Source organism: Paenibacillus vortex V453 (genome assembly GCF_000193415.1).
Classification (GTDB): Bacteria; Bacillota; Bacilli; order Paenibacillales; family Paenibacillaceae; genus Paenibacillus_AQ; species Paenibacillus_AQ glucanolyticus.
The window spans coordinates 107,961-123,216 of the sequence record NZ_ADHJ01000049.1 but is presented as its reverse complement, the minus strand read 5'-3'; the positions used below and the strand labels follow the sequence as shown (position 1 = coordinate 123,216).

13 protein-coding genes and 2 pseudogenes are annotated in these 15,256 nt (G+C 51.0%); 9 read left to right on the top strand and 6 right to left on the bottom strand.

Annotated elements, in window-relative coordinates:
- The first annotated feature begins 29 nt into the window (after positions 1 to 29).
- Both PVOR_RS26135 and PVOR_RS26130 read left to right on the top strand, forming a co-directional pair.
- Complete coding sequence (locus PVOR_RS26135; protein WP_006212576.1) at positions 30 to 488, top strand: chemotaxis protein CheX; 459 nt, start codon at positions 30 to 32, stop codon at positions 486 to 488.
- A gap of 103 nt (positions 489 to 591) precedes the next feature.
- Positions 592 to 1,359: pseudogene (locus PVOR_RS26130) on the top strand (SDR family NAD(P)-dependent oxidoreductase); the annotation flags it as partial.
- A gap of 13 nt (positions 1,360 to 1,372) precedes the next feature.
- Here the strand turns inward: PVOR_RS26130 and PVOR_RS26125 are convergent.
- Both PVOR_RS26125 and PVOR_RS26120 read right to left on the bottom strand, forming a co-directional pair.
- A complete protein-coding gene (locus PVOR_RS26125; RefSeq protein WP_006212574.1) occupies positions 1,373 to 2,206 on the bottom strand; it encodes a nucleotidyltransferase domain-containing protein in 834 nt (277 codons plus the stop codon).
- Positions 2,207 to 2,268: 62 nt separating this feature from the next.
- Positions 2,269 to 3,105, bottom strand: coding sequence for a helix-turn-helix transcriptional regulator (locus tag PVOR_RS26120; protein WP_234973108.1), 837 nt, complete (start codon positions 3,103 to 3,105; stop codon positions 2,269 to 2,271).
- A gap of 257 nt (positions 3,106 to 3,362) precedes the next feature.
- Here PVOR_RS26120 and PVOR_RS26115 point away from each other — a divergent pair, with 257 nt between their 5' ends.
- Positions 3,363 to 4,112, top strand: a complete 750-nt coding sequence (locus PVOR_RS26115) for an alpha/beta fold hydrolase (RefSeq protein WP_006212572.1) — start codon at positions 3,363 to 3,365, stop codon at positions 4,110 to 4,112.
- Here PVOR_RS26115 and PVOR_RS26110 read toward each other — a convergent pair.
- On the bottom strand, positions 4,096 to 5,379 hold the full coding sequence (locus tag PVOR_RS26110; protein WP_006212571.1) for an adenylosuccinate synthase: 1,284 nt from the start codon (positions 5,377 to 5,379) through the stop codon (positions 4,096 to 4,098). The two genes, PVOR_RS26115 and PVOR_RS26110, sit on opposite strands and share 17 nt — an antisense overlap.
- Positions 5,380 to 5,589: 210 nt before the next feature.
- On the opposite strand from PVOR_RS26110, the gene PVOR_RS26105 reads away from it, so the two are divergent.
- The 4 genes and pseudogenes from PVOR_RS26105 to PVOR_RS26090 all read left to right on the top strand — a co-directional run bounded on the left by PVOR_RS26105 (position 5,590) and on the right by PVOR_RS26090 (position 10,179).
- Positions 5,590 to 6,474, top strand: coding sequence for a LysR family transcriptional regulator (locus PVOR_RS26105; protein WP_006212570.1), 885 nt, complete (start codon positions 5,590 to 5,592; stop codon positions 6,472 to 6,474).
- A gap of 260 nt (positions 6,475 to 6,734) precedes the next feature.
- Positions 6,735 to 8,081 carry a DEAD/DEAH box helicase gene (locus tag PVOR_RS26100; protein WP_006212569.1) on the top strand — a complete coding sequence of 449 codons (1,347 nt, stop codon included), beginning with the start codon at positions 6,735 to 6,737 and terminating at the stop codon, positions 8,079 to 8,081.
- A gap of 133 nt (positions 8,082 to 8,214) precedes the next feature.
- A pseudogene (locus PVOR_RS26095) lies at positions 8,215 to 8,968 on the top strand (ABC transporter ATP-binding protein).
- Positions 8,965 to 10,179 carry an ABC transporter permease gene (locus tag PVOR_RS26090; RefSeq protein WP_006212566.1) on the top strand — a complete coding sequence of 405 codons (1,215 nt, stop codon included), beginning with the start codon at positions 8,965 to 8,967 and terminating at the stop codon, positions 10,177 to 10,179. The pseudogene PVOR_RS26095 and the gene PVOR_RS26090 overlap by 4 nt, the downstream one beginning before the upstream one ends.
- Positions 10,180 to 10,329: 150 nt before the next feature.
- Here PVOR_RS26090 and PVOR_RS29930 read toward each other — a convergent pair whose 3' ends face one another.
- The 3 genes from PVOR_RS29930 to PVOR_RS26080 form a co-directional block, all read right to left on the bottom strand.
- Positions 10,330 to 10,446, bottom strand: a complete 117-nt coding sequence (locus PVOR_RS29930; RefSeq protein ID WP_081742878.1) for a sporulation protein YjcZ — start codon at positions 10,444 to 10,446, stop codon at positions 10,330 to 10,332.
- A 288-nt stretch (positions 10,447 to 10,734) separates the two neighbouring features.
- Entirely contained in the window at positions 10,735 to 12,033 is a 1,299-nt protein-coding gene (locus PVOR_RS26085; protein ID WP_006212565.1) for an aminotransferase class I/II-fold pyridoxal phosphate-dependent enzyme, read from the bottom strand.
- Between the two features lie 125 nt (positions 12,034 to 12,158).
- Positions 12,159 to 12,773, bottom strand: coding sequence for a pyridoxamine 5'-phosphate oxidase family protein (locus PVOR_RS26080; protein ID WP_006212564.1), 615 nt, complete (start codon positions 12,771 to 12,773; stop codon positions 12,159 to 12,161).
- 120 nt (positions 12,774 to 12,893) lie between these two features.
- On the opposite strand from PVOR_RS26080, the gene pdxR reads away from it, so the two are divergent.
- Both pdxR and PVOR_RS26070 read left to right on the top strand, forming a co-directional pair.
- Positions 12,894 to 14,357 (top strand): MocR-like pyridoxine biosynthesis transcription factor PdxR, encoded by a 1,464-nt coding sequence (gene pdxR / locus PVOR_RS26075; protein WP_006212563.1) that lies wholly within the window; start codon positions 12,894 to 12,896, stop codon positions 14,355 to 14,357.
- Positions 14,358 to 14,418: 61 nt separating this feature from the next.
- On the top strand, positions 14,419 to 15,204 hold the full coding sequence (locus PVOR_RS26070) for a helix-turn-helix domain-containing protein (RefSeq protein WP_006212562.1): 786 nt from the start codon (positions 14,419 to 14,421) through the stop codon (positions 15,202 to 15,204).
- Positions 15,205 to 15,256: the final 52 nt, after the last annotated feature.

Sequence of the window (15,256 nt, the reverse complement as noted above, 5' to 3'; positions counted from 1 at the left end):
ACAACCCAGTGAAAGGGGCGTAATGAGGAATGAAAGCTGAAGTCATCAATCCTTTTTTAGAGTCCGCACGACACGTAATCGAACAAGTCATACAGGTTTCACCTTCCACGGGGAATCTTGGGGTCAAAGAGATCGCGTATATCGAGAATCATATCTGGATCCAAATCGGCATGACAGGTCAGATGAATGGTGATATTGTATTTGGAATTCAGGAGCATGTAGCGCTGCAGATGGTATCCGTGATGATGGGCGGTTATGTCATTACCGAGATGGACGAGATGGGCCGGAGTGCGATTTCAGAGCTCGGTAATATGATCAGCGGCAATGCCAGCACCATTTTATCGAATCAGGGTGTGAGTGTAGATATTACGCCGCCAAGAGTGATGAAGTCGGATAGTACGTCAAATCTTATTCAGAAAAAGGCGCTTTGCATTCCGCTCTTCATGGAAGGAATCGGAGAGCTGGATATTCAAGTCATGATTTCATAAAATAAGAGTAGTAAACCCAAACCGTGCACGTAACGGCCTTCATCTAAATCGGTGAACGGGGAGCTGCTGCCGGTGAAGAAAGGGATAAATGAAATCATGCTAGAAAAACAAAGTTGTTGTCGTTACAGGAGCATCGAGCGGAATCGGGGCCTTGATCGCGGAGAAACTTTCTGCGGAGGGCGCCCATGTAGTGCTGTGCGCACGTTCAGCAGACCGACTGCAGGAAGTCGGCGAACGGATATCCGGATCTCATGAATTATCCATAATGGATGTCCGGAATTCCGAGCAGGTTGAGTCCGTCATGAAGGGGATTCAACGTCAGCATGGCAGAATCGATGTGCTGGTCAACAATGCCGGTTATGGCAAGTTTGAAGCCATTATGGACATGCCGGTGGAAGAGTTCCAGGACATGATGGACGTGAATTATATGGGCATTGTGCGGTGCACCCAAGCCGTGCTCCCAGGCATGCTGGAGCGGGGAGACGGCCAAATCGTCAATATCGCGTCCATGGCTGGGAAGATCGGAACGGCCAAATCGACTTCCTATACGGCTACCAAACATGCTGTGCTGGGATTTAGCAATGCCTTGCGACAGGAGCTGCGTCATACCGGAATTACGGTATCTACCGTCAATCCGGGGCCCATCGATACCCCGTTCTTCTCGTTGGCGGATCCAACAGGCGGGTATGTCAAGAATGTGAGCTGGTTTATGATGAAGGCAGACTATGTTGCGGATCAGGTTGTGAAGCTGGTTAGAAAGCGCAAGGAAGAACTCAATCTTCCAAGGCTTGCTTCATTCGGTATAAGGCTGTATCAGCTATTCCCACGGTTTGCGGACCGTGTGTCGTATAAATGGATGAACAAGAAGTAGCGTGCCTGCTGATTCACAATGCTTCTGTTTCGAAGATGATGTCCTGAAGCAGCGACAAGGCCAGTTTTGTTTTTTCTATATCGGATGAGAGCAGTGTAATCACTTGGTCCAATCGATCCTTGTAGTTCGCAGGCTTGAGGAGAAAGGTCTCGATCATGGATACTGCACGCTTCTCGTTGATACAGTATAGCCCGTTTTTGGCGAAGATCACCTGATTCAGGCACGAAATACTGCGGAAGCAGTGACCGGTTACATAAGTGATATCATCGATTAATACTGCTTTTTCCGCAAGCATCAAGGAGAAGGATGCCTCGAAGGTAAAAGAGCCGATCATCGCATCCTTTAATGCTGGTGGATATGGAATCGTTTTGGCTTTCCATGTCTTGATCCGATCATCGGGGTCAGACAGTATCTGGCAGATTGCAACTTCCCCCATATACATAACATTCAGATAAGCGTGTGGATGTCCGGTCTGGTAATGGGCTGATACCATGCCAGCAGAACATTCCTCAATTATGCGTGACACGCGGTGAACATCGCGCAATAAGAAATCCACATGGTAGCCTTCTGACCTTAACCAGCCGCCCCCGTTAACCCAGGCTCCCCATTCTCCCAGGGAAGTGATGATGTTATCACGATGCTCGTCGTCTAATTTCCTGGCTGCCCTGGCTACATCCTCCACCTTGAATCCCTGTGATTCATCATAATAAATGCCAATATCGATGTCGGAGTCCGCTGCGGCGGTGCCTTTGGCCCTTGATCCTCCAAGGACTACACCTGTAATGCCAGGCAGACCCTGCAATTCTGTCGTTATGCGCTGGATTAAATGCTCCAATTCTGAATTCATTACGAGACCATCCCCTTTATCGCCATTCTAAAAAGTCTGCTATCTCTATTGTCCGATGTCTTTTATGTATATCTTCGCTTCATGGCCTCTATTCTCTCTAACGTCCATTGGACCGCTTCAGTCGGTGAGATGATGGTTGCTTCCTCTCCCAGCCGCCAAACATAGTTCGAGTAGAACGCAATGTCTGCTGCCGGAATTTCAATTTCAACCGATCCACTGCCGTCCTTGTTCTTGTGGATAAAGGGACCGAGCCGTGTATCCGTTTCGAGCTGCCAAACCCCTTTGGAAGTTAATTGTACCTTGAACTCTTTCATTTCCCAACCACTGGTTACCGGTTTGTTCTTCAGCGTCTTGACGGCGATGTCCTCGCGGATGGCGATGGACTTATTCAGGCTGGCAGCCGTCATCCGATCAACTCTGAATTGCCTGATGTCATCTTGTGTGAAGCAGTATGCCGGACAATACCAGTAGCCCGAGCTTGCATACAGGCCGATCGGTTGTATATCCCGCTGGCTGCTTCCGGTTGATGAGCGGTAGTGGACGGTAACGACTTGCCGAACCATTACAGCTTGCATAAGCGTCTGGAGAATGTTGGCTGACATCGGCCGGAACGAATTGTGAATCATGACGCGGTCTTTAAGGCGATCGATCTGTTCCTTGATGTCTGCGGGCAAGTAATGATAGAACTTGTGGATTGCCGCGGCTGCCCCGTCACCGAACGGTAACGAACTGAAGTCGTTCAGGGATTGGCAGGCAAAAAAGATCGCGATCGCTTCGCTTTCCGTGAAACTGATCGGCGGCAGCATCCGCTCCTGCAGCAATCGGTAACCGCCGCCCCGCCCTTGCACGGAATAGATCGGCACGCCGAGAACGCTCAGCTCATCCAGATCTCTGGACAAGGTTCTGACAGAGAGGCCAAATTCGTCGGCCAACTCTTTAACGGTAAACGTTTTTTTTTGTCGTTGATCATCATCATTAATTGAATCAGACGCTGGGATTTCTGCATGGCACGCCTCGTCTCATCATTTTTTATTTATTTTATCTTATTCCTTAAATAAGACAATATCTGTCTTATTTAGTTGATACGATATCACCAGAAGATGGATTTCATGATAAACCGGGAACATGACAAGTCATTGGAAGGGAGTCATAAAGGATGAAACAAGAAATGTCTCAAGAGCTTGGATTTGTGTTTGTGCATGGTGCAGGGTTGAACGGAGGGGTTTGGAATTCGGTTGTAGATGAGCTGGGCCATCCGTATTTGGAGGTCGATTACCCTATGCGAAGCGGGTCAGCAGCACCGGGACATCATCTAAAGCTTGAGGATTACGTAAATCATATGACGGAACAGGTGAGAGGGTGGAAGACGCACAAGTTTGTAATCGTGGCTCATTCTCTGGGTGGAGTGTTTGCTCTGGAGATGGCTGCTCAATTATCCGATCGTGCTGTAGGATTCGTGGCAATCGGTGCCGCCATTCCTAGGCGCGGCAGGTCGTTTGTTTCGATTCTTCCGTTTCCCCAGAGAGTGATCATGCCATGGGTTCTAAGAATGGCCGGGACGAAGCCGCCGGAATTCGCAATCCGTAAAGGGCTATGCAGTGACCTGCCGGTGGAGCATGCCTCCCGCATAGCAGCAGCGTTTGTTCCAGAGTCACGCCGAGTCTATACGGATCGGATTCAAGTGGCTGTTCCCGATATACCCAAGCTTTATGTGAAGCTTACCCGAGATAAGGAGTTTGGAGGATCCACACAGGATACCATGATAGCCAATCTGTCCCCGGATGGGGTAGAGAGCCTGGACACCGGGCATTTGCCGATGTTGAGTAATCCCGGTGGAGTCCGGCGGATTCTGAAAAGCTTCGCCGCTCAAGTGAATGCACGCCACTCGTCTATGATCTCATCATAATTTGATCCCGTCTTGGACCGACGGATATCGTCTTGATAGGAACTCCAATCGACGATTCAACAAACTGCACATATTGCTGCGCGGCTTCAGGGAGCTCTTCAAAAGATCGGATGTCCGACAGGTCACACTTCCAGCCTTTGAGCGTCCTCAGGACGGGTCTCGCGGATTGCAGATCGGCCGTGACCGGAAAATGATCCAGAATGCTTCCGTCCTCTAATTCGTAACCAACGCATACTGGAATGTCATCCAGGTATCCCAGAACGTCCAGATTGGTCAGTACGGCCTCCGTAGCGCCCTGTACCATACACCCATAGCGTGTGGCTACCGTATCAAACCACCCCATTCGTCTGGGCCGGCCGGTCGTTGCGCCGTATTCCCCGGCATCTCCACCGCGGCGCCGGAGCTCGTCGGCTTCATCTCCGTGGAGTTCGGTCACGAAAGGACCCGCTCCGACACAGCTTGAATAAGCCTTCACCACAGCGATGACATTGCTGATGGCGTACGGCGGGAGCCCGGCACCTACTGGTGCATAACCTGCCAGAGTAGATGAGGAGGTAGAGAACGGATATATCCCGTGATCCGGGTCGCGCAGTGCTCCTAATTGGCCTTCAACCAGGATGGGATCGCCTTTGATATAAGCCTGCTGCAGCATCGTGGTGGTGTCTTTTATATAAGAAGTTAAGTATTGGAAAGGCTCGAGAAGCTGATCGACCATTTCATCCACGCTTAGCGGATCTCTGCCGTAAAGGTGCTGAAGCTGTACATTCTTGATATCCAGCAGCTGCTGGAGTCGCACACGAAGTCGATGGGGATGGAACAGATCAGCGACCTGTATCCCGAGCTTAGCATATTTATCCGCATAGAATGGAGCAATTCCTCGTTTGGTAGAACCGAATCCCCGGGCACCGAGTCGTTCTTCCTCCAGCTCATCCAGCAGCCGATGAATGGGCAGCACGACTTGGGCACGTTCGGATATAAACAGATTGGGCTTTGGAACATTCCTAGCTTCCAACTCTTGCAGCTCCTTCAGTAATACATCCATATCCAGAGCCGTCCCTGGACCGATAATATTCGTTATATTCGGATAGAACACACCGGATGGCAGCATGTGCAGTGAAAACTTCCCGTAATCGTTAATAATGGTGTGGCCGGCATTGCTGCCCCCTTGAAATCGAACGACATACGACGATTGTGCCGCAAGAACATCCGTCATTTTACCCTTGCCTTCGTCTCCCCAATTAGCACCTACAATGGCTGTGACTGTCAAACTGTTCGCCTCCTGCGATCTTTTTCTTTTACTGGCTCATTATAATTGGTTGTTACAATATAAATAAAATTGATATTAATAATGGTAGACATTAGTTTAAGTTATGTTATACGATTCTGTGGTGAAGGATACTTCGATGCCGGATGAATTCCGGTCCGGCTGTCATGGATCCGGTTCACGTTATCATTTGACAAAATCGAGGTTATCATTATGGAAATCAATATGGAGTGGTACCGCGTCTTTTACTGGACATCCCGGCTCGGCAGTTTATCCAAGGCAGCGGAGCATCTGCATATCACCCAGCCGGCTGTCAGCCATACGATTAAGCATTTGGAAGGAACGCTCGGAGGACCGTTATTCTTTCGAACGACCAAGGGAGTGAAGCTTACATCGGAGGGGGCTGTGTTGTTCCGCTACATCGAGCAGGCATTCAGTTTCATTGAAATCGGCGAGAAGGCAATTGGGGACATGCATAATTTGCACAGCGGCGAAATCAATATCGGTGCCAGTGATACCTTGTGCAAGTATTACTTGCTGCCGCATTTGGAACATTTCCATGCTGCTTATCCGGATATCCGCATCCGCATTACCAATCGCACAACACCGGAAACCTTAGTCCTTCTAAAAGAAGGGAAGATTGATTTCGGCATCGTTCATTTACCGGCCTCCGACAAACAAATCGACTTTCGGGCCAGCTCACCGATCCAGGATTGTTTGGTTGCCGGCAAGCCGTTTGCGGAGCGGGCTAACATCCAGAACCCTTTACCCCTTCCCGATATTCAGGACTTCCCACTGCTCATGCTGGAGGGAGGAGGGAGCACGAGAAGATATATCGACCAGTATGCGGCGCAGCAAGGTGTGACATTGAAGCCCGAGTTTGAGCTTGGCAGCATTGAGCTGCTTGTGCAGTTTGCACGGAGCGGCTTCGGACTTGCCTTTATTATTCGTGACTATGCTTCTGAAGAATTTCGAACGGGTCAGTTAGTGGAGGTTCCCCTTCATCCACCGATTCCTGAGCGGAGCATCGGCATTGCGACGCTTCGCGGAATTCCGCTGTCCGCTGCAGCTAAATCATTTCTCTCCTTACTGCCTTAGCTGTCTATAAGAATAAGACAAATCTTGGGTTATCCATAAATAATGGGATATTCGCACGTATTCCTCATGTTCTATTTGGTGAGGACTCCTGTTTTGGCATATAATGATAAAGAGCGAACAAGGCTTGTGAAGAAATACGCCTGCTGCACCACTTGTAAAGCAACAAAACGGCAATTAACGGAAGTTTTTCTAGCGATATCAGGCAGACGCGCTTTGGAATATATAGACTTCTGATATCTAAAAAAAGGATGGACTAACATATGACTTCGACTACATTTCATACATTAGGAATAACAGAGGATTTGTCCTCCAGACTTGCGGAGTTCGGCATCGTTACGCCTTCTCCCGTTCAGGCTGAAGCTATCCCGCCCATACTGGAAGGCAAGGATGTGCTTGCGACTTCCCAGACAGGCACAGGAAAGACACTGGCATATCTGCTGCCCGTGCTTCAGAGCATCGATCCGGAGATCAAGGGAGCACAGAAACTGATCCTTGCTCCGACACAGGAACTTGCTGTTCAGATTGTCAGAGAGAGTGAGCGTTACGGGGAGACCCGAGGAATCGGTGTGCTCGGATTAATCGGCGGGGCCGCGGCCAAGCGCCAAATCGAGAAGTTGAAGTCGCATCCGCAGCTGATTGTCGGGACACCGGGGCGAGTACGTGAGCTGATCGAAATCAGGAAACTCAAGATGCACCAAGTGACCACTATTGTGGTTGACGAGGTGGATCAGGTGTTCAATCTCGGCGGTGCCGGCGATGTTGATCGCATTCTGCGCAGTGCGCTTCGCGACCGCCAATTGGTATTCTTATCCGCCACGGTGAGTCCGGAGACAGCGGAGCTTGTCAAGAAGGAGATGGACCAGCCAGTTGAGATCGGGATCGATCCGGAGCAGCGGACACCGTCTGCGCTGGAGCATTATTATTTTGTGACGGAAGAGCGTGACAAGTTGGACATGCTGCGCAGAGTGGTGCGGCATTACAACCCCGATCGGGCTATTGTTTTCGTGAATGCCACCGAGGATTTGGCAGAAGTCGAGGCGAAGCTGAACTATCTGGGATTAAATGCAGCTGCTATATACGGAGATGCGGACAAGATGACAAGAAGCCGCGTTCTGAATGCGTTTAGAGAAGGGCGGACCAAACTTCTTGTAGCTAGTGACGTTGCGGCCAGGGGGCTTGATATTGAAGGGCTCGGGATGGTGATCAACTACGATCCGCCCATTGATGCGGAGCATTATACCCACCGTGCCGGTCGTACAGGGCGTATGGGGCGAAGCGGCATGGCGATTACGCTTGTCACGGACCGTCAGACGTTCATTATGCGCAAGTTCAATCGTGAGCTTGGCATTTCGATTGAAGAGCGCGCACTCTATGGCGGCAAGGTAAGAACACCGCGTTCAGCGCCTCCGGACCGGAGAAGCGGCGCCCGTGGGCCAGCAGGGGAAACCGCCCGTAAAGATAAGCCAGCGGGCAAGCCGGCTTCCATAAGTGTGCAAGGAAAAGCGGGAAGCGGAAAGGCATCCGGTGAACGGCAAAGCGAGCGGGAGCGCGACCGCAAGAACAAGGGTGCTCCGAAATGGCTGAAGAATAAGCCTCCACGGGGCTAACGGTTCGCATTTTCCATCAGCTTAAAGTGTGTATCCTATTCGAATTTGTTGTTTACGGGGTCCGGACGGTTTTCAACCGAGGAAGAAGTAAGCCAGTAGGGACCGGACTCTTTAGAATAAGAGGTGATTGATAATGAGTGAACAGCCGGTATTGTCTGTTCAAGGATTAAGTGGTGGGTATAGCATCAACCGCCCGGTTCTGCATGATGTAACCTTTCAGGTTGAACCAGGCGAGATGGTAGGGTTGATTGGTCTGAACGGTGCGGGCAAGAGTACCACGATGAAGCATATTCTGGGACTGATGAGTCCCCAAAAGGGAAATATAGAGGTTCAGGGCAAACGCCGGGCGGAGCATTCAGAGGCCTATCACAGCGCATTGGTCGTTTGTTCCCGAATCCCCGCTTCTGTATGAGGAAATGACCGTGCGCGAGCATTTGGAATTTACCGCGCGTTCTTACGGCGTATCTCGCGAAGATTATGAGGCGCGATCGGAGCAGCTGTCGAAGATGTTCCGCATGGAAGAGAAAATGGACAGCTTGTCCACCCATTTATCCAAAGGCATGCGTCAAAAAGTGATGATTATGTGCGCGTTCGTGGCCAGACCGTCCTTGTATATCATTGACGAGCCCTTTCTGGGGCTTGATCCGCTGGGGATACGCTCCCTGCTTGATTTTATGCTGGAGTTGAAGGCATCCGGCGCTTCCGTATTGCTCAGCTCGCACATTCTCTCTACGATCGAGAATTATTGCGACCGGTTCATCGTGCTGCACCGCGGCAGCATTATTGCTCAGGGGACGCTGAAAGAAATCCAGAATCAAACCGGAAGACCGGGAATGTCCTTGGAAGAGCTGTTTAACGTGTTGATTCAGGATGGTAACAACGAATGAATCTGCGTGAGCTGTATGTCAAACGACGCGGACAGTTCTGGGGCGAGATTCTTCCCTATCTGGGTTATGTCATACAGAGCGGCGTGGCAGTGGTATTTCTCTTCCTGCTTATCGCATTCGCAGCCTGGTATACCGCCCTTCTGCAGCAAGTTCCGCCAGATCTTCCGATACGCTGGATCATGCTGGTCATATTTGTGCCCATCATGATAAACAGCAGCATCCGCACGTATCTTCGTACTGCGGATACGGTGTTCCTCATTCCACAGGAATCTCGGATGAAGGAATACTTCCGGAAGGGCTGGTTCAGCGGAGTCATTTATAAAATCATCGGCTTAGGCTTAGTCATGCTAATCCTGTGGCCATTGTACATACGCAGCGATATTTCGCCCAAACCGCTTTTGGCTACATTTGCGGTCCTGATTGCCTTTAAATTGCTGTCCAGTTATGGAAGCTGGAAAGAGCAGCTTATGGTTTCTAGGAATGCTGCTGCCGCCTATCGGGTGCTTCGCTGGATCGTTCCCGCGCTAGCCGCAGCTGCCTGGCTATGGCATCCAGCAGGCCGGGCGTTCATATTTATGGGGCTGCTCGCTCTAACCTATGCTGCCGCCTTGTCCGTACCTGCGAGGCATCTGGTAGCCTGGGAGCGATTAATTGCGGTGGAGCAGAGGCAGGCAAGCCGGGTGATGATGGTCCTGAGCTGGTTTGTGAATGTGCCTCAGCGTGGACAGCGCGTGCATGCGCGAAAATGGCTGTCCGGGTGGGGGAAGGGGCTTGCTTGGAAGAAGGAGAGCGCATATCGCTTTCTTCTTATCAAGAGCCTCTCACGCAGCGATATTCTGGGCATATTGATTCGGGTCGGATTGCTTGCGGCTTTTCTTGTATGGATAACCCGCGATAGTCTGTCATCTGTGCTGGTGTATCTGATTAGCCTTATGATTATCGGACTCCAGCTGTCCGCACTGCGAAAACTTCATCCTGAATCGTTCTGGCTGCATGTATACCCGCTTCCGGAGGGAACGCGCCGCGACAATGAAGGGAAGCTGATCTTCCAGGTGCAAATGTTCTGGGCTGTGCTCCTGTGGCTTCCGCTCATTCCGAGTATCTTCAGCGCTCCAGGCCGGATCCTCGGTACGGCAGCTGCAGGCATCGTGTTGGTATTCCTGTTCCGAAGCGCAGCTGCACGAAAAAAATCGCCGCGAGGACGAAGATGACGAATAGAGACGAATAGACATAGAAGAGGCCGAGACGTTGACGTCTCGGCCTTCTATGGGTGAGGATATAGTATAAGTTATTGCTGCAGAAATCGCAGTGCTTTCTCGCGTGAAGACTTGCGATTTCTGTACGCTGTTATCTAGATGTCATTACACCCAGAAAGAGCGAGTGATGATAACGAGCAGGATAAAGAGAACCAGAATTGCTCCGACTCCGTATCCACCGCCGTATCCGCCACATCTTGCTTCTTCTACTACTCCACTCATGTTCATTCCCCTTTCGGTTCGTTGATTTGTAGTACACGGTATTGTATGTAGCAAAGGAGCTATGTGTATGGGCGAGCGCTTATTTACGAATATAGAAATTATAAGTTCTCTGCGAAGCTGAATAAATGCGATAATTCCATGAAAAACATTTCCTTCAGCCGAGGGATGTCTTCTTGGTCATAGTATGTTGATGCATTCTTCTTATGGCTGAAGAACAAATAAAGACCGGGAGGAATCCCGGTCTTATTAGGTATGATGGATTGGCCTTGTGATCTCCAAACGTTTAATTTAAGCCTGCTGCAGGTCCTGAATCCCTCTGTAAACCAGATCAAACAGATCCTCCAAGTACTCTTCATCGATACAGGAGAACGCAATTCGGAGATCATGCTCTCCGAGGGCGATCGTTCCCACGCCGTACTCATGGATCAGATGGGAGCGCAGCGCTTCCGCGGATACCGTGTTCAGCTTGAGGCACATGAAATAGCCGGAATTGAACGGATAATACTCCCATACGTCACCATACTTACCGCTGTCGAGAATGGATTTCACTTTGTTGGCGCGGCCCTTCATAATGACAAATTTCTCTTCCTTCTGCTCGTAGAATTCAGGTGCCTTCAGCGCTTCCAGAACAAAGGTTTGCGAAGGATGCGAGGCGCTGGAAATCGTCGCGCGAATAATGCCGAGGGTCTTCTGTTCCAGTGCGTCCAGCACGTCTTTATCGTCAGCCGCGAACGTTATGAAGCCCACGCGGAATCCCCACACAAATTCTTCCTTGGTTGCACCGTCCACTTTAACGGGGAGCACCCGAGGATGAAGGCCAGCCAGACGGCCGAAGAGTGATTCCTTCAACGAATCCTCAAAGAACAATCCGAAATACGCGTCATCCGTAACAACAACAACGTTAATGCCGGCTTCGGCAGCTTCCTGGATCGCGGAAACAATGGCAGCCCCTTCTTGGGCGCCAGGCGTATACCCTGTCGGGTTGTTCGGGAAGTTGAGCAGAACGACAGCTTTGCCTTTATCCTTCTGGCTCAGCAGAGCCTGCCGAAGTCCTTCGGCGTTGAATTTCATATCTTCAGTGAAGAGAGGATAGGTTACATGAACGCCATGGCGGCGAATGCCAAATGTGAGCTCGTAGTTCTCCCAATTCTTGTCCGGATAAATAACGGCATCCCCTTCATCCACAAACAGATCCGCTACAATGCTAAGTCCGTGCGTCAGGGCATTGGTCACAATCGGATTGCTGAAGTTCTTGCCTTCCAGGGAGGGATTCTCCTGAATCATTTTGCTTCGCCATACGGAGCGCAGCTCCGGCTTGCCTGCCGGCGGGGCATACGGGTACAGATCCTTCGGCTGGTAAGCCGAAAGTTTGTCTTGGATGACGCCAAGATGCATCGGGATTCCACCTTCGGTGGCAATACCGATCGTCGCGTTATATTTTTTCGCATGACTCGTTGCTTCCGCAGATTGGCTCAGGATGCCTTCCTTCGGGAAGTAAATTTCTTTGCCGAGTGTGGAGAGCATGTCGTATACATGCGGATTGCCAGCTTGCATTTTTTCATTCAATTGACCAACCAATGGGTTCATGAACTGATTCCTTCCTTCCGATTGCTTTTGGTTAACGTGAGAGCAGATGACGTGTTACCTTTACGTTTTCATTGCCTAACATTATACCACCTACCCCTGGAACCGTCACGGATAAATGTAATGCTTTAACGCGGTACAGGATGATACTTGCACATAAGTTCCGCGGTCTCCTCATCCCGGTGTTTTCCCCGGCACTCAAGCTCCTCTACGACCGAGTTCAGCTGTTCCGGCTTCAGGTTCTGACCGAACTTGAATTTGGCACTCATTCGCTGCGGAGCAAGTTTAATGACGGCTACCCCTTTTAGTCTGGGAATATAAGCCCGGTCGCTTGCATCGATGGTGCGGTACCCGCCCTCAGGCTGCAGCTTTTTCATTAAAGCCTCCATCGCAAGTGCTTTCTCCTCCAGATCATCGACGAGGATCACCTCTCCGACAGCCGTTACACTTTTGAAAAAAGCCGTGGCCGGGCATGCCATCTCCGGATCGGAGAAATAAGAAGGGATGAGGGCATATTCGTCGGCAACGGTAAAACAGACCGCTGGCGTTCGGCGCAGATGCTCCATTTTCTCACCCATTCGGCTGCCGTGGAAATAAAATGCACCGTTGACATAGGCGAAGTTCAAGGGGGTGACGCGAGGGATTCCCGCCTCATCCGTCGTTCCAAGGAAACCAAAACTCATGCCATTCAGGAAATCCTCGACCTCATGTGGGTCTTTCATCGCAAATTCGTCTCTTCTCATGATTAAACTCTCCCTCTATCATTTTGAATAACAGCATACGATGAACATTGACAAGGAAAAAGCGCCAATTTAGAGTAATTTATATAGTCCAATCTTACGAAGGTTAGAGGAGTAGGTAACATGGAGCTGGGATTGCCTTTCGAAACGTATGTGGAACAATATCGATATAAATATTTGGCTTTATATCACGCCATTCGTACTGCGATACACAGCGGCAAGCTGCCGGAAGGAACCCGTCTTCCTGCAACCCGGGAGCTGGCGAAGCTGTACGGGGTGTCCAGAGGATCAGCCGCACAAAGTTATGACATGCTCATGGCAGAAGGGTATGTTGTATCCAGACCGGGCAGTGGAACCTATGTGGCTAAGGGGATTGCTATGATAGACCAGCCGCCGGCGGCAGATCGCGCACCCGTTCTCTCGGCTTGGGGTCAGCGATTAATGGAGAAGAGCGGGGAATATGCCTCTGCTCTCATGTCGATTCAAGAGCCTCCCCTAGGTACGATCTCATTCGCGAATGCAAGGATGCCCATTCAAGATTTTCCGTATTCGGAATGGAGGAGTGCCCTGTCCTACGCGGGCGGAAGCGGAGGAACGCAGCTCCAGAGCGGAGCGCCGCCCGAGGGAGATACGGAATTGCGTCAGGCGATTGCCGGGCACTTGCGCTTTACAAGAGGAATCCAGGTCGATCCCGAGCATATTGTCATCTTCAGCGGATCGATGCAGGGGCTTGTTCTGTTATTTCAACTGCTTGTGGATCCTGGTGATCATGTGGTCATGGAAGATCCGGGATATCAGGGAATCCACCGGGGTGTAAGCCTTAGCGGCGGAATCCCGCTGCCCTCCCCGGTTGACGAGGCCGGACTGATTCCGCGTGATTGGGATGCCGGGCTGCTGGTCGTAAGCCCCAGTCGTCAGTACCCGACAGGTGCTGTGCTGCCGCTGGAGCGGAGAAGGGCTTTGCTCAATTGGGCGAGAAGCCGTCAAGCCTTTATCATTGAGGATGATTATGACAGTGAATTCCGCTGGGGCGGCAAGCCAATCGAGCCCTTGAAAATGCTGGATGACGAGGGACGTGTCATCTTTGTCGGTTCCTTCTCCAAAACGATGTTTACCGGGCTTCGCATCGGTTATGCTGTACTGCCCCCAAGCCTGGTAGAGGCGGTCGTGCAGGCCAAGGCTCTGTACGAGCCGATCTCGCCTGCCGTACTGGAGCAGCGTGCGCTTGCGCGTTTTATTGTAAGAGGTGGCTATGGACGGCATCTAAGAAGGATGACGAGGCTGTACGGTGCGCGGTACGAGGCGCTTCACCAAGCGATGGATGCTTATGCCTCCGATCTGTTCTGCCTGCACTCCGGTGATGCAGGTCTGCACGTGTACGCGAACTGGCTGCGATCGGGGGAAGAGTATGCGGCGCTGCGGGATGCAGCCCGTAATCGAGGGGTTATGTTTCGGGATGCTGCGGTCTATCACCTCACGCCTGGACCGCCTGCCGCCTGCTTTGGCTTCTCGCATTTAGATGCTTCTATGATTGAGGAAGGGGTTAGACGAATAGCCTTGGCATGGCTGGACATGCAAAAAACTTAAAAACCGGGTATGATGGAAAAGAGATAATTTTCAAGAAATGAGATGAGGGGGTAATGACGTGATGCTGAATGCATCGCCGTCTTCTTTTATAATCATGCCTGCGCTTGCCAAAATCGTCTGTGAGCCGGGCTGGAAATGGCAGAAACGCGAAAGACCCATGCAGAACTATGATTTGTTCTATGTATGGAGCGGGGAAGGCACAGTCGAGGTGAATGACGAGCCTTTTACCGTGGGAAAAGGAAGCTGCTTCCTGTTCCGACCTGGAGATCATACGAGTGCAACGCATAATCCGCAGAAGCCGCTCGTATTGACATATATCCATTTTGACGTGACCGATCCGGTCCAAGACATCCCTGCGCCGTATCGCCAGCTGACGGAAACGATGGATTTTGAATACTTGCTGGCACGATACGTGCGATTGTATCTGGACAAGCCTTACGGGGCATTGGAGGAGGGTCAGCTGATTCTCAAGCAGCTGATGATTCATCTGCTGCGTGTGGACCTGGATGAGCCCGTTGTCAAAAAAGCGAGCAATCAGCTGTCAGAGGCGATCCATGAAATCGCGAATTACGTCCGTCAGCATCCGGGGGTTCCCCATCGGGTAGAGGATTTGGCGGCGAGAGCGGGTTTGTCCCCCCGCTACTTCTCGATCAAGTTCAAGGAACTGATCGGTACGCCGGTGCAATCCTACATCATTCAGATGCGGATCGAGCGGGCACAGCATCTGCTGCTGCATCAAGGGATGAATGTCACGGAAGTAGCCGACGCGCTGGGCTATCGGGACATTTTCTTCTTCAGCCGTCAATTTAAACAGTATACGGGCAAGAGCCCATCCGAAATTCGGTGATTCCCCCACCCTTCCATAACTTACCTGCTTGATGGAAGGGGCTTATGGGTTT